The organism is Kribbella hippodromi, from assembly GCF_039531045.1.
Taxonomy (GTDB): domain Bacteria; phylum Actinomycetota; class Actinomycetes; order Propionibacteriales; family Kribbellaceae; genus Kribbella; species Kribbella hippodromi.
Window position 1 is genome coordinate 129,569 of the sequence record NZ_BAAAPH010000003.1, and the last position, 18,843, is coordinate 148,411.

The 18,843-nt window shown below is 67.9% G+C and carries 20 protein-coding genes; 5 read left to right on the top strand and 15 right to left on the bottom strand.

Annotated features, from left to right (window positions below):
• The first annotated feature begins 11 nt into the window (after nt 1-11).
• Together ABD260_RS05465 and ABD260_RS05470 are read left to right on the top strand one after the other, a co-directional pair.
• The gene (locus ABD260_RS05465) at nt 12-704 is read left to right on the top strand and encodes a hypothetical protein (protein ID WP_344232220.1); all 693 of its coding nucleotides are present in this window, start codon (nt 12-14) and stop codon (nt 702-704) included.
• 462 nt (nt 705-1,166) lie between these two features.
• A complete protein-coding gene (locus tag ABD260_RS05470) occupies nt 1,167-1,484 on the top strand; it encodes a hypothetical protein (protein WP_344232221.1) in 318 nt (105 codons plus the stop codon).
• Here the strand turns inward: ABD260_RS05470 and ABD260_RS05475 are convergent.
• From ABD260_RS05475 to ABD260_RS05515, 9 genes are all read right to left on the bottom strand, one after another.
• Entirely contained in the window at nt 1,481-2,866 is a 1,386-nt protein-coding gene (locus ABD260_RS05475) for an amidase (protein ID WP_344232222.1), read from the bottom strand. The two genes, ABD260_RS05470 and ABD260_RS05475, sit on opposite strands and share 4 nt — an antisense overlap.
• 65 nt (nt 2,867-2,931) lie before the next feature.
• Nucleotides 2,932-3,705 carry an SDR family NAD(P)-dependent oxidoreductase gene (locus ABD260_RS05480; protein WP_344232223.1) on the bottom strand — a complete coding sequence of 258 codons (774 nt, stop codon included), beginning with the start codon at nt 3,703-3,705 and terminating at the stop codon, nt 2,932-2,934.
• A gap of 11 nt (nt 3,706-3,716) precedes the next feature.
• Nucleotides 3,717-5,150, bottom strand: coding sequence for an aldehyde dehydrogenase family protein (locus tag ABD260_RS05485; RefSeq protein WP_344232224.1), 1,434 nt, complete (start codon nt 5,148-5,150; stop codon nt 3,717-3,719).
• Nucleotides 5,147-6,016 carry an ATP-binding cassette domain-containing protein gene (locus tag ABD260_RS05490; RefSeq protein WP_344232225.1) on the bottom strand — a complete coding sequence of 290 codons (870 nt, stop codon included), beginning with the start codon at nt 6,014-6,016 and terminating at the stop codon, nt 5,147-5,149. The genes ABD260_RS05485 and ABD260_RS05490 overlap by 4 nt, the downstream gene beginning before the upstream one ends.
• Nucleotides 6,009-6,962 carry an ABC transporter ATP-binding protein gene (locus ABD260_RS05495; RefSeq protein ID WP_344232226.1) on the bottom strand — a complete coding sequence of 318 codons (954 nt, stop codon included), beginning with the start codon at nt 6,960-6,962 and terminating at the stop codon, nt 6,009-6,011. The genes ABD260_RS05490 and ABD260_RS05495 overlap by 8 nt, the downstream gene beginning before the upstream one ends.
• Before the next feature lie 31 nt (nt 6,963-6,993).
• Nucleotides 6,994-7,812 (bottom strand): ABC transporter permease, encoded by an 819-nt coding sequence (locus ABD260_RS05500; protein ID WP_344232227.1) that lies wholly within the window; start codon nt 7,810-7,812, stop codon nt 6,994-6,996.
• Nucleotides 7,812-8,756 (bottom strand): ABC transporter permease, encoded by a 945-nt coding sequence (locus ABD260_RS05505; RefSeq protein WP_344232228.1) that lies wholly within the window; start codon nt 8,754-8,756, stop codon nt 7,812-7,814. The genes ABD260_RS05500 and ABD260_RS05505 overlap by 1 nt, the downstream gene beginning before the upstream one ends.
• Nucleotides 8,753-10,258 (bottom strand): ABC transporter substrate-binding protein, encoded by a 1,506-nt coding sequence (locus ABD260_RS05510; RefSeq protein ID WP_344232230.1) that lies wholly within the window; start codon nt 10,256-10,258, stop codon nt 8,753-8,755. The genes ABD260_RS05505 and ABD260_RS05510 overlap by 4 nt, the downstream gene beginning before the upstream one ends.
• A gap of 269 nt (nt 10,259-10,527) precedes the next feature.
• Nucleotides 10,528-10,653, bottom strand: coding sequence for a hypothetical protein (locus ABD260_RS05515; protein ID WP_344232231.1), 126 nt, complete (start codon nt 10,651-10,653; stop codon nt 10,528-10,530).
• A gap of 218 nt (nt 10,654-10,871) precedes the next feature.
• Between ABD260_RS05515 and ABD260_RS05520 the strand changes: the two genes are divergently transcribed.
• Nucleotides 10,872-11,630, top strand: a complete 759-nt coding sequence (locus tag ABD260_RS05520) for a FadR/GntR family transcriptional regulator (protein ID WP_344232233.1) — start codon at nt 10,872-10,874, stop codon at nt 11,628-11,630.
• A gap of 116 nt (nt 11,631-11,746) precedes the next feature.
• Here ABD260_RS05520 and ABD260_RS05525 read toward each other — a convergent pair whose 3' ends face one another.
• Nucleotides 11,747-12,115 (bottom strand): MmcQ/YjbR family DNA-binding protein, encoded by a 369-nt coding sequence (locus ABD260_RS05525; RefSeq protein WP_344232235.1) that lies wholly within the window; start codon nt 12,113-12,115, stop codon nt 11,747-11,749.
• A complete protein-coding gene (locus ABD260_RS05530; protein WP_344232236.1) occupies nt 12,112-12,507 on the bottom strand; it encodes an MmcQ/YjbR family DNA-binding protein in 396 nt (131 codons plus the stop codon). The genes ABD260_RS05525 and ABD260_RS05530 overlap by 4 nt, the downstream gene beginning before the upstream one ends.
• Nucleotides 12,508-12,624: 117 nt before the next feature.
• Between ABD260_RS05530 and ABD260_RS05535 the strand changes: the two genes are divergently transcribed.
• Entirely contained in the window at nt 12,625-13,554 is a 930-nt protein-coding gene (locus ABD260_RS05535) for a helix-turn-helix domain-containing protein (protein WP_344232237.1), read from the top strand.
• Nucleotides 13,555-13,574: 20 nt separating this feature from the next.
• Here the strand turns inward: ABD260_RS05535 and ABD260_RS05540 are convergent, their stop codons facing one another.
• Nucleotides 13,575-14,558, bottom strand: coding sequence for an aldo/keto reductase (locus ABD260_RS05540; protein ID WP_344232238.1), 984 nt, complete (start codon nt 14,556-14,558; stop codon nt 13,575-13,577).
• Between the two features lie 99 nt (nt 14,559-14,657).
• On the opposite strand from ABD260_RS05540, the gene ABD260_RS05545 reads away from it, so the two are divergent.
• On the top strand, nt 14,658-15,278 hold the full coding sequence (locus tag ABD260_RS05545) for a TetR/AcrR family transcriptional regulator (protein WP_344232239.1): 621 nt from the start codon (nt 14,658-14,660) through the stop codon (nt 15,276-15,278).
• A 107-nt stretch (nt 15,279-15,385) separates the two neighbouring features.
• Here the strand turns inward: ABD260_RS05545 and ABD260_RS05550 are convergent, their stop codons facing one another.
• The 3 genes from ABD260_RS05550 to ABD260_RS05560 all read right to left on the bottom strand — a co-directional run bounded on the left by ABD260_RS05550 (nt 15,386) and on the right by ABD260_RS05560 (nt 18,203).
• Nucleotides 15,386-15,553: a hypothetical protein gene (locus ABD260_RS05550; protein WP_344232240.1), complete on the bottom strand. Its 168-nt coding sequence runs from the start codon at nt 15,551-15,553 to the stop codon at nt 15,386-15,388.
• 112 nt (nt 15,554-15,665) lie between these two features.
• A complete protein-coding gene (locus ABD260_RS05555; protein WP_344232241.1) occupies nt 15,666-16,694 on the bottom strand; it encodes an alcohol dehydrogenase catalytic domain-containing protein in 1,029 nt (342 codons plus the stop codon).
• A 72-nt stretch (nt 16,695-16,766) separates the two neighbouring features.
• Nucleotides 16,767-18,203, bottom strand: a complete 1,437-nt coding sequence (locus tag ABD260_RS05560) for a carboxylesterase family protein (RefSeq protein ID WP_344232242.1) — start codon at nt 18,201-18,203, stop codon at nt 16,767-16,769.
• Between the last annotated feature and the right edge of the window lie 640 nt (nt 18,204-18,843).

Below are 18,843 nucleotides of genomic sequence, written 5' to 3' on the forward strand. Positions count from 1 at the left end.
ACTCTGATGCGGTGTTCGGACGATTCGTACGGCGGCTGGTGGTGGTCGCCGCGTTTGCGCTGACGGTGGCGGGGTGTTCTGGTCAGCCGGAGGACGACATCGATCCGGTGGTGGGTACGCCGAGTGTGACGCCGGTGGTGCCGTTGTCGGTGGCGCAGGCGACGAAGGCGGCGTTGTTGGTGAGCGATCTGCCGAAAGGGTGGGACGGGGGCGTGGCCGCCGATGCGCTGCCGACGCCGGGGTATCGCGGGGAGTACGACCCTCCGGAGTGCCTCGTTTTCCGGCATCCGACTGATCTGTTGGGGACACCTACTACCGCGGTCCGTGGGCAGTACTTCATCAGAGAGCCGGGCGCCTCTGTCACCGAATTCATCTGGTCGTGGCCGACTCGGTTGGATTCGTTCGTCGCGGACCTGACCGCACTGCTGCCGAAGTGCTCCAAGTACACGATGGTGTCGAGTGACAAGGTGAAGTACACCTGGACCGCAACTCGGTTGGTTGTGCCGGGAGTCGCCGGCGCGTTCGCGCTGCGGTACCGATCAAGTGCACCTGATGGTGACCCGATCCCGGTCATGTACACCGCGTACGTCGTGCGTGGCGGCACTATCGTCGACCTCGAGGCCGACATCGGATTCACAGATGCCACGTTTTCCCGGCTCGTCGCCAAAGCCGCCGCACGGCTGAACGCGGCGGTGGGCCCGTGATCCGCCGCAACGGAGTGTGTCGCGCTGTGCCGACAGTTGCTCGCCGGCCATTCGCGCGGGTTGCTGCGCGCGCGTCGGCGCCGGGCTCGCGGTGGGCGCTGTGCTTGTGCTGACTGGTTGTATCAATCAGAGCGACACCCCGGCGCCAACACCCGTCAACACGACGTCCGCCGGAGTAACGCCGTCCCGGGTGGCGTCGACCAAGCCGGCGGTCGTTCCGCTCAGTGTGGGGCAGGCGGTCAAAGGCGGCGTTGCGGGTGAGTGATCTGCCGAAGGGGTGGGACGGGGGTGTCGCGCCGGATCCGCGGACGGCGGAGCCGGCTGGGTTGGTGGAGTACGAGCCGAAGGTCTGTTCCGTGGTGCATGATCCGGCGCGGGATGCGGTGCGGCCGGCGACAAGTGTGCGGGGGGCAGTACTTGCTTCGGGCAAACAGTCCGACCGACGACCTGACCGTCACGGAAGTGATCTTGTCCTGGCCGGAATCGCAGGTTGAGCGGGTGCAGGGGATCGTCACGGCGCTTCCGCGGTGTGCGACGACCACGGTGAAGTACACGTACTCGACGAGCGACACGTACCGGATGTCAGTACGGAAGGTCGGCGTCGCCGGGCTGAAGGACGGTGTGGCTTTGCGCGTGGATGATGGAATTTCTTGGGGGTACGTGGCGCGGGGCGGTACGTTGATGAAGCTCATCGCGGAGAGTCGCACCACGCCAACAGATGCCGCGTTCGGGCAGCTATTGGTGAAGGCTGTTGCGCGGCTGGATGCTGTTGCCGGTTAGGGGGTGGGCCAGGTGCGTTGGTTGTGCAGGTGGTTGCCTAGGGCAAGTGCGGTGAGGTCTTGGTGGTGGGGTACGGCCAGCTGTGCGCCGATCGGAAGGCCCGTGGACGACCAGCCGACGTTGGTGGTGGTGGCGGGGTGGTGGGACATGTTGTACGGGACCGTGAAGCCGATGTGTTCGAAGGGCTTGGCCGGGTCGTCGGTGGGGTAGGCGAGTTCGGCGGGGAATGCGGTGATGGGGGCGACCGGGGAGAGGATCGCGTCGTGGGTGGTGAAGACGTGGGTGACCGCGGCGGCCATCGCTGACATTTGGCTGTAGCCGTGGAAGACGTCGGCGGCGGTCAGATCGGTTGCCGTGGACACCCATTCGCGGATCTGCGGGAGTACTTTGGCGCGGCGTTCTTCGGGCAGGGCGGCGATATCGGTGGCGGAGCGGATTCGCCAGAACCGGTCGAGTCCGTCCAGCATGTCGCGGGTGATGATCGGCGGAATCGGATCGATGATCGCGCCGGCTGCTTCCAGTACGGTCGCGGCGGTGGTGATCGCCGCGGTCACCTCGGGATCGACGGGCAAACCGACGCCCGCGTCGAGCAGAAGAGCGACGCGAAGCCCGACCAGCGAACTGTCCGCCCAACCGCCCGCCAGAGCCCCAGCCGACTCAGCGGAAGCAGATGGTAGGGAGGTGTGGTCGCGGGGATCGTAGCCGGACATGACAGTCAGGGCGAGGGCTGCGTCGGCCGCGGTGCGGGTGAGAGGCCCGATCGCACGCCCGGCGTACGGGTTGCCGACCGCGATCCGCCCGTGCGTAGGCTTCAACCCGATCAACCCGCACCAGCCAGCCGGCAACCGGATCGATCCGCCGATGTCGGTGCCGACATGAATCGGACCGTACCCAGCTGCCGCCGCGGCCGCCGCCCCAGCGCTCGAACCGCCCGCCGTCCGCGACAGATCCCACGGGTTGCGCGTCAACCGGTGAAACGTCGACACCCCGGACGACAGCATCCCGTACTCGGGCATCGTCGTCTTGCTGAAGATCACCGCCCCGGCGTCCCGCAGCCGCGCTGCCGCCGGCGCATCCTCCGCGGCCGGTACGAGGTCGGTCGCTGCGGTTCCTTGCGGTACGGGCGTCCCGCGCGTCGCGATGTTCTCCTTGACCGTCAGCGGCACGCCGTCAAGCGCACCCGCCGTACCGTCCCGCCAACGCCGCTCCGACTCCTGCGCCGCCGCCCGCGCACCGGCCGGATCCAGCGCGTACAGCGCGTGGATCTTCGGCTCGAACTCCTCCACCCGAGCGAGAACGGCGTCGATGACCTCGACCGGTGACAGCGAACGGTCCCGGTACCCAGCCAGCAGTTCGGTCGCAGTCAGATCAGCGAGACTCACAAAACCTCCTTGGTCGAAACATCCACAGGGTTCGACAACTCAGCTCGGCGGTTGAGTCAGTTGGTTCAGTTGGGTGGTTCGAAGCGGCCGTCGACGGCAGTCCAGCCGCCGTCGACCGCGAGTACGCTCCCGGTCACAAAGCTCGCCGCGTCCGACGCCAAGTACACAACCGCCCCAGCCAACTCCCCTGGTTGCGCCCACCGTCCCAGCGCCCCCTTCTGCGCATACGCGTCGTACCACCCCTGATCAGCCTTGATCTGCGCGGTCAACGGCGTCTCCACCACCCCCGGAGCGATCGCATTCGCCCGCACCCCGGCCGGCCCAAGCTCAGCCGCCACAGTCCGCAGCAACTGCACAAGACCAGCTTTAGTTGCCGCATACACCGATTGCCCCGGCTCGACCGTGGTCCCGCGGATCGAACTGAACCCGATAATGCTGCCACTCCCCCGCTCCGCCATTCCCTTGCCAAAGGCACGCATCAACTGAAACGACGCCCGCAAGTTCAGCGAAACCACCCGATCGAACTCCTCGCCGCTGTAGTCGAGAATCCGCTTACGTACGTTGGTTGCCGCCGTGAACACCAGCACATCAACAGGCCCAAGCTCAACCGCCGCACGTTCGATTGCCGCATCGTCCAAAATGTCGAGCCCGTAGGCCGTCAGCGCGTTCGGGTAGCCCTGGGCAACGGTCTGCTCGGCACCGGCCAGGTCCCGATCGGCGCAGGTCACCCGCGCTCCATGCGCCGCCAGCGCGAGCGCGCTCTCCCGGCCGATCCCACTCCCGGCCCCGATGACGACGGCTCGTTTGTCGTCCAGCCGGAACAGTTTCGCGTAGTCCATCGGGCCACCTCTCACGGGCGCGGGCGGATGATCGCCATCCTGGTCGTGGTCAGTTCCTCGATCGCGAATCGCGGTCCTTCGCGGCCGGTCCCGGAGTCCTTCACGCCGCCGTACGGCATCACATCGGACCGGAAGCCGGGTACGTCGTTGATCACCACACCGCCGACGTCAAGCCGGTCGATCGCGGCGAATGCGGTGTCGAGCGACGACGTGAAAACGCTCGCGTGCAGGCCGTACCGGGTCGCGTTCACGGCCGCCAGCGCGCTGTCCACATCGGGCACTGATCGGACCGCGATCACCGGGCCGAAGATCTCCTCGTCCCACGCGGGCAGTCCGTCGGGTACGTCGGTCAGCACGATCGGCCCAAGTACGTCACCCGGCGCCTCGTACGCGATGGATGCACCGGCGTGTACCGCATCGCCGACCCAGGCCCGTACGCGCTCGGTCGACGCGGGATTGATCAGCGCGGACACGCGGGTCGCCGGATCGCGCGGATCACCGACGACAACCGTGGGCAGCCGAGCGCCAAGTCTCGCCAGCAACTCGGAGCGTACGGACTCGACGGCGATCACCCGTTGCACCGAGATGCACGCCTGGCCGGACGCGTAGTACCCGCCGCGGATGATCGCGTCCGCGGCCGCATCCAGATCGGCGTCATCGGCAACAACTAGCGCCGAGTTCGAACCGAGCTCGAGCAGGACTTTGGTCGGCGCCGCGTCCCGCGCGATCCGGTGCCCGACCGCGGCCGAACCAGTGAACGACACCGCACCGATCCGCGCGTCGGTGGTCAGCGTCGCGCCCACCTCCGGTCCGCCAGTCACCAGCTGCAACGCGCTCTCCGGCGCACCCGCATCAGCCAACGCCGACCGCATCAAATGCACCAGCCACAGCGTGGCGAGCGGGGTCTGCGGCGCGGGCTTCACGATGATCGGGCAGCCGGCGGCAAACGCAGGCGCGATCTTGTGCGCCGCGAGCAGCAGTGGATAGTTGAATCCGGTGATCCCGACGACGACGCCGATCGGTTTACGTACCCAAAATCCCTGCAATCCTTCGCCGCTCGGCAGCAGATCGAGCGGCACCGTCTCACCATGAAGTCGCGCGACCTCCTCCGCCGAGGTCTCCAGCGTGAGCAGCGTCCGATCGATCTCGACCCGGCAGTCGACCAACGGCTTGCCGGTCTCCAGCACCAGCAGGTCGACGAACGCGTCCCGCTCGGCAAGAACTGCGGAATGCACGCTCTGCAAGACTTTCCGGCGTACGTGCGACGGCAACCGGCCAACGGTTTCGCGGACCGCCGCCGCGTGATCGAGCGCGGACCGTGCCAACTCGACGTCACCCTCCGGTGCGTCCGCGATGGTCGATCCGTCGTACGGGAAGATCACCGGGATCGTCGCGGCAGGCTCGATCCAGGACTCGCCGATCGGCAGGCCGGCTGGGAACTTCATGCGGGTTCTCCCTTCGCGAGCAGGTCGGACGTGGTCGCACCGGACAGCGCGCGCTGCAGTGTCGGAATCGCGGACACGAGCCGCTGGGTATACGGGTGCTGCGGCGCGGCGTACACGTCACCGGTGTAGCCGGTCTCGACGATCTGGCCGGCGTTCATCACGGCCACCCGGTCGCAGACGTGCTTCACCACCGACAGGTCATGCGAAACGAACACCAGCGTCAGGTCGAGCTCATCGACCAGGTCGGAGATCAGGTTCAGTACTTGCGCGCGAACCGACACGTCGAGCGCGCTGACCGGCTCGTCCGCGACCAGGATCCGGGGTCGCGGGGCGAGCGCGCGAGCGATCGAGATGCGCTGCCGCTGGCCGCCGGAGAACTGATGCGGGTACCGGTCGCCGGCGTCCGCGGACAGGCCGACCGCTTCGAGCAGTTCGCGTACGCGCTGCCCCGAGGCCGGATGCCCTTGCACCACAAGGGGTTCGGCGATGATGTCGCGGACCCGCATCCGTGGATCGAGCGAACTCATCGGATCCTGGAAGACGAGCTGGAGGTTCTCGCGCAGGAACCGCAAGCGCCGGTCCGGCAGCCGGGTGATATCGGTGCCTTCGACAACCACCTTGCCGGAGGTGGCACGGTCGAGGGCTGCGATGATGCGGAGCAGCGTGGACTTTCCGCAGCCGGATTCGCCGACGATGCCGAAGCGTTCGCCCTGTTTGATCTCCAGGTTGATGCCCCGGAGGGCGTGGACGACGGGCGCCGGTTTGAGCAGGGACGTCCGCGGGCGCGGGTAATCACGGACGAGCTCGATGACCTGGATCGCGGTCGGCGTTTCGGGCTCGTGCGTGGTCGGGATGTGATCAGGCATCGGCACCTCCCGCGGGGTGGAAGCAGGCAAAACCTTCTGCCTCGGGTCCGGACCAGGGAGGCGTCTGCTCGCACGCTGCGGTCGCGTGCGCGCAGCGGGTCCGGAACACGCACCCGGACGGGAAGTGCCCGGCGGACGGCACGTTTCCGGGGATGGTCGTCAGACGGCGCGACGTGGTCTCCAGGTCCGAGGCCGCGAGCAGACCCTCGGTGTACCGGTGGCGCGGCCGGGTGAACACCTCGCTGACCGGCCCGGATTCGACGACTCGGCCGCCGTACATGACCAGTACGCGTTCGCACACCGTGGCGACGACAGCGAGATCGTGCGTGATGAAGAGCAGGGCCGACGATCGTTCCAACACGCCGCGGACGATCAGGTCGAGGACGAGTGCCTGGACCGTCACGTCGAGGGCTGTGGTGGGTTCGTCGCAGATGAGCAGCGCGGGATCGTTGGCCAAGGCAAGGGCCAGCACGATTCGTTGCCGTTGGCCACCAGATAGCTGATGCGGGTATGCGCGGAGGGTTTCGGTCGGGAGTTGGACGCGTTCGAGCAGATCGGCGGCAGCCGTACGCGCTGTGGGTTTGGTGCGGGTCTTGTGGATCAGCATCGCTTCGGCAACCTGGTCGCCGATCCGCATGGTCGGGTTGAGGGCGGTCATCGGCTCCTGGAAGACCATCGCGATGTCGTGCCCGCGTACGCGGGACAGGTGGCGTTCGTCGGCGCCGATCAGCTCGTGGTCGACGCTTTCGAGGCGTACGGAACCTGTGGCGTGCACGTCCTCCGGCAGCAGACCGAGGATGCTCAGCGCGGTCAGCGACTTGCCGGAGCCGGACTCACCGATCAGGCCGACCCGCTCGCCCGCACCGACGGTCAGGTCGACGTCCGACACCAGGGTGGTGTCGCGGACCGAGACCGACAGGCCGCGCACCGTGAGTACGTCGCTCATCGGCGGCCTCGCTTCTTGACCGAGCCCGCTTTCATCGGCGGTCCTCCAGTTTGGGGTCGAAGCGGTCGCGGAGGCCGTCGCCGAGGAGGTTGAAGCCGAGGACGGCGATCGCGATCGCGATCCCAGGCACCACGGCGAGCCGCGGGGCGCTGAACAAGAACTCCTGGCTCTCCTGCAGCATCCGCCCCCACGACGGCGTCGGCGGCGGCGTGCCGTACCCGAGGAACGACAACGCCGCCTCGGCCAGGACCGCGATCGCGAACGACACGGAGGCTTGGACGGTGATCAGACTGGTCACATTCGGCAGGACGTGCCGGACAGCGATCGGCCAAGGACGCCGGCCGGCCGCGCGCGCCGCCAGTACGTACTCGGTCCGCATCACCTGGAGCGCGCCGCTTCTGATCACCCGGGCGAAGCTCGGCACCGAAGCGATGCCGATGGCAACCATCGCGGTCAGCGTACTGGCGCCGAACACCGCGCCGAACATGATTGCCAGCAGCAACGCGGGGAACGCCAGCAAAAGATCGTTCGCGCGCATGATCACCTCACCCGGCCAGCGCCGCACCATCGCAGCCAGGATGCCCAGCGGTACGCCGATCACCGCCGCGACGCCCACCGCGACCACGCCGACGAACAAGGTCGTACGCGAGCCGACCATGATCTGGCTAAGTACATCGCGACCGAACTTGTCGGTGCCGAACCAGTGCGACCACGACGGCTGCTGCAAGCGCGCTGCCGGCGTCACGAGCGTTGCGTCGTACGGCGTCCACACGAACGACAGCAGCGCCATCAGTACGATCAGCGCGACGATCACGCCGCCGGCGATCAGGCTTGGATTGAGTCGTCGCATCATGACGTCCTCAGGCGCGGATCGAGGGCCGCGTACAGCACGTCGACGAGGAAGTTGACCAGGAGCACGGCGAGGACGAGCACCATCACGACGTCCTGCACGAGGAGGAGATCGCGGTTCGAAACGCCGTCCAAGAGCAGGCTGCCGAGGCCTGGGATCACGAACACTCGCTCGACGACCACGGCGCCGATCAGCAGCGTGGCCAACTGCAAGCCGAGCACCGTGATCACCGGGACCGCGGCGTTGCGCAGTCCATGTCGCCAGAGTGCCTGGAACGGGCGGAGGCCTTTGGCGCGCGCGGTGCGGAGGTAGTCCTCGCGGAGAACATCCAGCACGGCGCTGCGTACGTACCTGGTGAGCACCGCACCTTGCACGAGACCGAGCGACAACGCCGGCAGGATCAGTTGCTTGAGGAACATGCCGGGGTCCTGCGCGGGCGGGGTCCAGCCGTTCGCGGGCAGCCAGCCGAGTTTTACCGCGAACACCACGATCAGCAGGATGCCGGCCAGGAACGCCGGGACCGCGACGCCGACTTGGGACAGCGCGGACAGCGCCAATCCGGAGACCTTGCGGTGGCGGGCGGCCATGATCGTACCGGCGGGGGCCGCGACCACGAGAGCGATGATCATGCCGGCAACCACCAGCCACAGGGTGACCTGGAGCCGGTCGAACACCTGCGGCCCGATCGCCGCCTTCGACACGTACGAGGTGCCGAAATCGCCGCGCAACAGGCCGCCGAGCCAGTCGAAGTACTGCGCCGGTAGCGGGCGGTCCAGGCCGAACTGCCTTCTGAGCTCGGCGACTGCCTCATCGGAGGCGTTCACGCCGAGCGCGACCCGGGCCGGATCGCCGGGCAGGACCGCCATGAACGCGAACACCAGCACCGAACTGATCGCGAGACTGACCAAGAACACTCCCGCGCGCTCGATCAGGCGGACGATCATCGCGCAAGCTTGGAAAGATCGAAGTTCTCGGTGATCGCGTTCTGGGGCAGGCCCTTGACGTTCTTGTCCGCGACGATCAGGTTCGGCAGCAGGAACAGCCAGTCCCCCGCGGCCTGCTCCGACAACCGCCGGGCCGCCTTCTTCATGTCGGCGATCTGCGTGGCCTCGTCACCGGCGTCTGCCGCGGCCAGGTCTGCCTGCAGCGTCGGGTCGTTGTAGCGGGTGTAGTACTTGGCGTTGAAGACCGCGCCGAGATCGCGCGGCTCGACGTGCGCGATGATCGACATGTCGTAGTCGGCGTTCCTGAACACGGTGGTCAGCCAGGCCGCCGGGAACTCGAGCTGATCGATCTGCACCTTCAGCCCGGCCTGCTCCAGCATGCTCTTCACCACCTGGCCGCAGGAAGTTGCGTACGGCAACGTCGGCAGCCGGAGGCGGAGCGTCTTCCCGGCCGCACCTGATGCCTGCAGCAAGGACTTTGCCTTGGTCAGGTCGTACGGGGCGATGCCGGTGAGGTCCTCGTACCAGGGGTCGGTCGGCGGGACCATGCTGCCGATCAGCTTGCCGCGGCCGGCCCAGCAGGTGTCGAGCAGGGCCTTGTGGTCGATCGCCATCCGGATCGCCTGCCGGGTCCGGATGTCCTTGAACACCGGGCGCTCGTTGTTGAACGACAGCAGCACCTCGCCGTTGGTGGTGCCTTCGATCACCTGGTACTTCGCGTTGCTGGTGAACTGGCTCAGTGCCTCCGGTGCTTGGACCGTACCGATCACGTTGATCGTGCTGGTGAGGAGCGCGTTGTTCAGCGCGGTGGCGTCTTTGAAGTACTTGAGGGTGATTTGCTGGAAGAACGGTTTCGTACCCCAGTAGCTGTCGTTGCGGAGGAGGACGATCGAGTCGCCGCGGTTCCACTTGGAGAACTTGAACGGGCCGGTGCCGATTGGCGTGGTGGCTAGTGCGCTGACGCCGGTTTCGGAGAACATCGCGCCGATGCGGGTGGTCATCCGGAACAGCCAGTCGTTACTCGGTTTCGCGAGCGTGACCTGGAGCTGGGTCGGGGACAGTGCCTTCGCGGATGCGACCACGTCCATTGCCGACTTCAGCGAGGTCGTCCAGGCGGTCTTGACCCGGTTGATGCTGAACACCGCGTCGTTGGCGGTGAACGGTTTGTCGCTGGTGAACTTCGCGTTCGCCACCAGGTCGAACGTGTACGTCTTGCGGTCCGGCGAGACTGTCCACGATTTCGCGAGTGACGGGACGATCTTGCCTGAGTCGTCCTGTTTGACCAGCGTCTCGTAGACGTTGCCGAGCAGCGCCTGCGGGATGGCGGCGCCGTCGGTGGTGGTGAAGTCCAGGCTGGCCGGCTCCGCTACCAGACCGATCGACAGATTCTGATCACCACCGGGCGAACTCCCGCCGGAGGACGTACCGGAACCAGCGGAGCACGCGGTCAACGCAAGCACCGCCGCCGCGACAACCGCAACCACCCGGACAGGAACCTTCACGCCAACTCCTCCAGTACCTCGACCCATCACCACACCCACCACAACACCCACCAGCACAACCCCGCGTCACCCACCAGCACAACCCCAGCGTCGCCGACCAGCACAGCCCCGCGTCCGGCGCCACCGCCGCACTACAACCGCACCACCATCACCTGCCAGCACATCATCGCCGCACCGCGACCACTCCGCCGCACAACCACTGCTCAACCACCATCACCCGGCGCCACATCACCACCGGCACCACATCACCGCCCGGCACCGGTGGTGCATCACCGCCGGCACCGCATCCGCCGTACGGCGACCACTCCGCCGCATAACCACTGCACAACCACCACCATCGCCCGGCGCCACATCACCACCGGCACCACATCACCGCCGTACCGCGACCACTCCACCGCTCAACCACCGCCGCGCTGTCCTCCGGCGTCGTGTCACGGCCGCATTCTTGCGAACTGGTTCCTCCGGGCAGCCGGGCCACGCCGGGCGGCGGACTTCGCCGTTCAGCTGTGACTGGTCAGACCAGTGGACTAGGTAGCCGTGGGGCACTAGGTTTGTCGCACCACACCGCCGTGTCAAGACGATTGGGTGTGTCAACCAGATTGGAGTGCACCGGATGACAAAGACGCCGCAGTTCGAGCCGGTGCAGCCCATTCGCGCGTACCAGCGGATCGTCGAACAAGTGGAGGATCAGCTCGCCCGCGGTGAGCTCACCCCGGGTCAGCGGCTCCCGAGCGAACGGGAGCTGGTCAGTCAGTTCGCCGTCAGCCGCTCGACAGTCCGCGAGGCGCTCCGGGTGCTGGAGAGCAACGGGGTGGTCCGCTCCCGAGCGGGTGATCCGAACGGTCCGGAGGTGCTGCCGTTCTCCCAGGTCGCGCTGCGCAAGCAACTGGTCCGGCTGGCTCGCGTCGACGAGCTGACGTTGAGCGAGCTGATCGGCTTCCGGATGATCATGGACGGCGCCGCGATCCAGGTCGCGTCCCGGCTGCGTACGCCCGAACAGCTGGACGAACTGGAGGCGACGCTGGTCGCGATGCGGGACGCGATCGACGTCGACTTCGACGCGTTCAGCCAGGCTGATCTCGCGTTCCACGAGCTGATCGCACGGATCAGCCGGAACACGCTGATCCAGACCTGCAACGAGGTCGTCCGCGGCGTCGTACTCGGGCTGATCTCGGACAAGATCGCCCACGCGCCGAACAGCCGCTCGCTGATGCTCGAGTCGCTACATCACCACGCCGAGGTAGTCGACGCGATCCGCGACGGCAACGGTCACGCGGCAGCACGAATCGCCCGGCAGAACATGTACGACTACTACGCCGGCTACGTACCCGAATCCGACCAGGAAACCCTCCAGGCCCTGATCGAAGACTGACCTACCAATCCACCCGCACAACCGCCTCTCGGGTGGTGGGAGGTGCGGGTGTGGTGGGCGTTGCTTGGGACGCTGACGGGCGGGAGTTCAGCCGCTCGCGGGGAGGTTCGCGGCGCTCATCGCGCACCGGGTCGCTCGTGTCGCGGCAGTGTCTCGACGACCAGGTCGTAGGAGTACTCGACGGCGTCGATGACCAGTCGCCTGGTGATGCCAGTTCCTGGGCCGATTGAGATCCAGTGTTGTTTGTCGAGGTAGCGGCCCGGGGTGATCGTGGCGTGTTCGCATGTCTGCGCGTGGGCGTGGTTGGGTTCGCACTTGACCGTGATGATCTGGTCGTCGGGGTCGTCGGTGATGATCAGGAACACCTTGCCCGCGACCTTGTACACGTCCAGGTGCTCGGTGAACGGGTAGCCGTGGTCGGTGGCCGGCAGCGCGAGGGCCGCCTTGCGGGCGGTGTCCTGGAGCCGGTCTCCGGCCGCGCTCACCGGGCCGCCCGCGCTCCGACGCCGTAGGAGTGCGGGCCGACGGGCTGCTCGGCCTTGGGCAGGTGTGCGACGACGAGCCGGTAGGAGTCGGTGACGAGTTCGGTGACCAGCTGCTCGTCGATGCCGTCCCCGTCTTCCAGGGTGATCCAGTGCTTCTTGTTCATGTGGTATCCGGGCGTGATGTGGCTGTACTGCTCCCGCAGGGCGCGGGCCTCGCCGGGGTCCGCCTTGAGGATCACGACGGAACGCCCGGGAACCTCGGTCATCAGCATGAACACCTTGCCGCGCACCTTGAAGACCTCCCAGTCGTCGCCGAAGGGATGCTCCAGCTGGGCTCCGGGCAGTCCGTCGGCGCAGTTGGCGGCGATCTTGTGCAGGGCCGATCCGCTCATGGGTGCCTCGTTTCTCTAGGTGGTTCCGGGCCGACGGGGGCGAGCGGCGTGGTCGCGGCCGCACGTTCCATCCTTTCCCCGAAGACGGCATATCGGGCGGTAGACTACGGACACGTGATGGTCGACAAGCGACACCTACGGTCGGGCGGGCAGGCCGGAGACGCCGAGATCACGTTGTACGGCTTCCAGCCTCCGGTCGGCACCCCGTACGGGCTCGAGGTGAATACCGTCGAGGACTTCTTCGCTCAGCACGACGACTGGCCGTGGAACCCTCCCCTGCCGGGCCGCGCAACCTTCCACTACCTCATCGCGGTCACCGAAGGAGAGCTGCTCCACGACGTTGACCACCTCACGCGGACCGTCGTCCCTGGCCAGTGGTTGTGGGTGCGGCCCGGACACGCCCAGTGCTGGCACCCGCCCGGGGCCGCCCGCGGCCCGTTCATCCTGTTCGAACCGGGCGTGCTGCGGCCCGACACCGCCCGACTCCTGGCTCAGGTCACAGCGCACGACGCCCCCGCGGTACTGACCCCGCACCCCGAGGACGCCGCCTGGCTCCACCAGACCGCGCTCCAACTCCTGGACGAACACCGCGCCCTCGGGCGGCGACCCCTGGACGTCCACCACGCCCTGCGGCGCAGCCTGCTCGAATCGCTGCTGCTGCGCCTGGCGGCCGCACCGGGCGTCACATCCATGAGCGCGACCACGGCCAACACGGGCCGCGGCGGCAGATACGGGCGTTTCCTGGACGCCTTGGAGCTGCACTTCCGCGAACTACACCGGGCCGCCGACTACGCGCGGCTGCTGGACTGTTCGGTCCGCACCCTCAGCCGCGCCGCCAGGGATGCGACCGGAAAGGGTGTTCGTGAGCTCATCGACGACCGGCGCCTGCTAGAAGCCCGCCGCCTGCTGGGCGAGGGCGGGTGGGACGCCCGGGCCGTGGCCACCCAGCTCGGCTTCACCGATCCCGCGAACTTCGGCCGGTTCTTCCGCGACCGCACCGGTCTCACCCCGGCCGCTTTCGCGGCCCGGGAGGCAACGCGCAGGTAGGGGTGCCGATCGGGCTGGGGTCACACCCAGTTGGGGGCATGCTCTTCGGCGTAGCGGGCGCCGAATCCGCCGTTCGGGAGGATCTCGTGGATCGCGGCGAGATCGGCCTCGGTGAGGGTGACGTCGGCGGCGCGGGCGTTCTCCTCCATGCGGGCGGCGCTCCGGGTGCCCGGGATCGGGACGATCTGCTCGCCCTGAGCGAGCAGCCAGGCCAGGGCGAGCTGGGAGACGGTGAGGCCCTTGGCTGCGGCCAGCCGGCCGAGCCGCTCCACGGCTTCGACGTTCTTCTCGAAGTTACCGGGCTGCCAGCGCGGATCGGAGTTGCGCATGTCGCTGGCGTCGTATGAGCCGGCGGGCTTCGCGGTACCGGTGATGAAGCCGCGACCGAGGGGCGAATAGGCAACGAAGCCGATGCCGAGCTCCTGCAGAACCGGAAAGAGCTGCTCGACGTCGCGCTCGAACAGCGAGTACTCGGTCTGCAGGACCGAGACCGGCTGGACGGCGTGCGCCTTGCGGATCGTCTCCGGACCCGCCTCACTCAGGCCGAAGTACTTCACCTTGCCCGCGTCGATCAGTTCCTTCACCGTCCCGGCGACGTCCTCGATCGGCACGTCCGGGTCGACGCGGTGCTGATAGAAGACGTCGATCTGGTCGACGCCCAAGTAGCGCAGGCTGTTGTCGGCGACTTTGCGGATGTTGTCCGGGCGGCTGTTGAGGCCGAACCCCTGGGACGGGTCGGACAGGTCGAAGCCGAACTTGGTGGCCAGGACCACCTCGTCGCGGAAGTCCTTGACCGCCTCGCCGACCAGGATCTCGTTGGAGCCGGTGCCGAAGCCGTAGAGCTCGGCGGTGTCGAAGAAGGTGACGCCCAACTCATGGGCGCGACGGATAGTGGCGATGCCCGCCTGCTCGTCGCCCGGCCCGTAAGCCATGGTCAGGCCCATCGAGCCGTAGCCGATCGCCGAGACGGTCAGGCCCTGGGTGCCGAGTGTCCGGTGCTGCATGTGAATCCCTTCCGGATCGAACCAAACAGTTTGGTTTGAAGCCTATCCCGACCATCGCCAGAATCAAACCAAACGGTTCGGTCTGGTAATCTTGACGGCATGAGCGCACCCACCCAGGATTCGGTCCGCGACCGCATCGTGAGTGCCGCCAAGGCCGAGTTCTCCCAGCACGGGATCGCCGGGGCGCGGATCGACCGCATCGCCAAGGCCGCCAAGACCAGCAAGGAACGTGTCTACGCCTACTTTTCCAGCAAGGTCGCCCTCTATCGGTTCGTCTCCGCACAGGAGCTCACGGCCGTGGCCGAAGCGACCCGCCTGGACCCTGCCGACCTGCCCGGGTACGCCGGCCGTCTCCATGACTACTTCACCGGACACCCCGACCGCTTCCGGCTCATGAGCTGGGGGCAGTTCGAGCTCGACGCCGGCGACCCCCTCCCTCATGACGCCTTCCGGGAGTCAGTGGCCCGCAAGCTCGAGCAGATCCGCGAGTCTCAGGAAGCCGGCCATCTGGACGCCCAGTGGGACCCGGTCGACATCCTCGTCCTCGTCAACCAGATCTCCACTGCCTGGGCCGCACAGCCTGACTTGCTGCCCCCGTCCCGCGAGGATCGCGCCACGTTCCTGGCGGCACGCCGAGCCGCTGTCGTCACGGCCGTCGAGCGGCTGTTTCCTGCGGCGGCGAACCGACAGGTTCCCAGTTCCTCCGCCCGTTCCTCCTGAGCAGGCCGCGGGCGGCCACTGCCACATCGCTCACCCACCGAGAGCCCGTCGGATGAACTCCTCGCGGGTCGCGTTGGCCGCGCACGACACCGCCGCGTCGCCCGCCGTCAGGTCGGACCCTTGAAGGCCCCGCCGCCCCACATGTGCAGGTCGACGCTCACGCCCGCCTCGTGGCTCACGTGGTCCCCTCGGCCGCCCATGATCATCCCGCCGCCGTGGAGGCTGAGGATGCCGCCCTTGGGGCCACGGTCCTCGGCGGGGCTGAGGATCAGCACCGTGATGTCCGGTGCGCCTTCCGGCCCGGGGACCTGGCGCTCCTCCCGGGTCGACCTAGTGCCCGACCGAGTCGCCGGCTGCGATGAGTACGTCGCGCCCCGCGATCGGTTGTCAGTTGTCCAGGACGACGACGTGCTTGCCCGGTGTGGTGCCGGACTCGACGTCGGCCTGGGCATCACGGACCTGCTCCAGGCCGTGGTAGACCTTCGCGACCGGGGCCTTGAGGCTTCCTTCCGAGATGGCCTGAAGCTGGTGGGCGAAGGCATCGGCCGGGAGGTCGGCGGCATCGCCCGCGTAGGCGGTCAGCCGCACCCCGTTGGGGATCATGAACGGGGTGAAGTCGGTGATGGTCCATTGGCCCGCCAGGGCTCCGGTGAAGCAGAGGGTGCCGTGCCGGCGGACGGTGCGCAGGGTGTCGGTGAGGACCGAGCAGCCGACCAGTTCCAGTGCGGCGTCGACGCCGTTCGGGAACAGGCCGCGCACCTGGTCGCTGAGGGTGCCGTTGTCGACGAGGGGGTGGTCAACTCCCGCTGCCCGCAGTTCCCCGGCCCTCGCCTCACTGCGCGAGGTGGAGATGACGGTCGCGCCGAGATCCTTCGCGATCGCGGCCGCGCTCAGCCCGACAGTGGAGGTGCCGCCGCGGATCAGCAGCGTCTGCCCGGCCTTCAGGTCAAGGCCCCGGGTCAGGGCTCCGTACGCGGTCTGGAACATCTCCGGCAGCGCGCCGACCACATCCCAGGGCAGGCTGGTGGCGAACGGGATGACCTGCCCGGCGGGGACGGTGACGTACTCGGCGTACGCGCCGTCGTACGACCGGCCCATGCCGCCCATCATGGTCGCCACCTGCTGGCCCGGCCGCAGACCGCTGTCTTCGTCGGCCTCGTCGACCACGCCGACGCCCTCGATGCCCGGGATGCGCGGGTAGGTGACCTCCGGGTCCGACTCTCCCTTGCGGGTGCTGACCTCGGACTCGTTGACACCGAACGCCTTCACCTTGATCCGCACCCAGCCGGGATTGCGTACGGGCACCGGCACATCCTTGATCTGAAGCGCGTCCAATCCGCCGGGGCGGGTGACGACGACGGCCCGCATCGTCGCCGGTGCAACGTCGTCGGCCGCTGCTGCTGTCGACTGACTCATGCCGAGTTCCTCCCTCTGTTCATCCCTGATGCCTGTTCCCCTGGTGCGCTGTTCCGCATTGCCCGCTCGCCGTCAGGGGCGGTCGATGCCTTCCCACAGGTCGAGGACCTGCTGGTAGTGGGCGGTGCCCTCGAACGGAGAGTTGCCGACGGTTCCCGAGACGAGCTGGTCCGTGACGGCGGGCCACAGACGGGAGTGCTCGCCGGTGGCGAAGTCGAGCACGATGTCGCGGATACGCGTGTCCCGCTCCGCCTGCTCCGCGCTGCGGCCCGGCTGCTCCTGGCCGACCAGGGCGTACATCTCGGTGCCGTGCACGGCGGGCGCACCGTCGGCGGGGCCGATCAGGAGGAGGTGGGCGTTGCCGCCGGCGGCGGCGTGGGCCAGGGCGCCGCGGGCGGCCGGGATCGCGAAAAGGTAGTCCGCCATGACCGCGGCGCGGACCTCCGCCGGGGAACGGCCGCCCTGATCGTAGGTATTGACGATCTTCTCGGCGCGGGAGCGGGAAATACGCCACCTCGCGACCTCATCGACGACGCGGTCGATCGTCTGCGGGTCGAACCGGTCGACGTCGTTCGCCACCCACCAGCCCATATCGTCGCTGGCCATGCTCAGCAGCACGTCGACGTCGCGGTGCGCCCCCGAGGCCAGGACGTCCATGGGGTGCGCGTGCACCACCGCGCCAGGCTGCCCGATGTCCAGGACGACGCCTGTGGCCTTGTTGTCCACCCCTCCGCGGACACCGAGGTCCGTCGGCGCGACCTTGCGCAGGGCGTCCCGCAGGGAGAACGGATCGAGGTCGAGCACCTTCTCCGGGTTGTTGGCAACGCCGAGCTCGGTGACGAACCGGTCCGTGAGTTCCTCGGCCCACCAGGCCGGGATAGAGCGGGCGGGCCCGCCGGAGAACCCGGCCAGGCGCCGGTACAGGCCGTCCGCGGACGAGGCGCCGAGCAGTCCGAGGGTGGAATAGGCGCCGCCACTGTGACCGTAGACGGTGACGCTGGCGGGGTCGCCACCGAAGTGGGCAATGTTCCGCTGCACCCAGGTGAGCGCGGCGATGATGTCCTGGAGGAAGAGGTTGCTGGCCTCGGCGAGCCGCCCGCCGTACTGCGAGAGCGAGAGCGCACCCAGCGAGCCGAGCCGGTAGTTGATCGACACACCCACCACGCGCCCCGTCGCGGCCAGACCGGAGGCATTCGAGGTGATCTGCGTGTTCGCGCCGTACTCGAATCCGCCGCCGTGGATGTACACGGTCACCGGAAGCGCCTTGCCGGCCGGCTGCTCGGGGGCCCACACGTTCAGGTTCAGGCAGTCCTCGCCCATCCCGCTGTCCGCCTCCAGCCAGTCGCCGCTGTCGGGCTGGATCGAGACGACGCCCTTGCGGTCGTAGGGGAGGTCTGGATCGAAAGCCGCGACCACGGGGCGGCGGTACCGCTCGGCGGTGGCGTACGGAATCCCCCACCAGGACCGCACCCCAGGTGCAGTTGGGGCCTTGGGTGCGATAGCGGTCACGGCATGTCCTTCCGGCGGGCGTTGGTGTTTCGCGCGGTTTGTCGGCGGCTGATCAGTCGGCGGCGCGATGCCGCTGTCCCATCGTTGCCCGAGAACCGACAATTCGCCCGACCGGCAGCGGACACATGCTGGTCGCCAGGTGACATTTTTCGCGCGGCAGCTCGGCGAGGACCGACAGCATGCCGAACACCGCGTGGAGCGGTTGCTGCCCAGCCTGGCGCGGATGCTCTCCCGCATGGAGCGAGTGCCGAGCGGATGCTGCCACACCTGGAACGGATGCACTTCTACGTGGAGCGGGTACTTAGCGGTGCTACTCCGCGTAGACGGGTGCCAAGCGGGATGCTGCTCCGCGTGGAGCGGATGCACTTCCGCGTGGAGCGGATGCACTTCCGCGTGGAGCAGGTGCTGCTCAGCCTGGCGCGGGCGTGCTCCCGCGTGGAGCGAGTACCAAGCGGTGCTGTTCCGCGTGGAGCGGATGCACTCCCGCATCTAGTGGGTACCAAGCGGTGCTGCCGGATGTGCTCCCGCACGTCGGTCAGGTACGTGTACGCGGCCGCGCGATCGAGGGGTGCTGCTCTGGGTGGGGTGGGGCTGTGGGGCCGGTGCCGGACGGCAGGAGGCGGTTGGCGGTGCGCGCCGT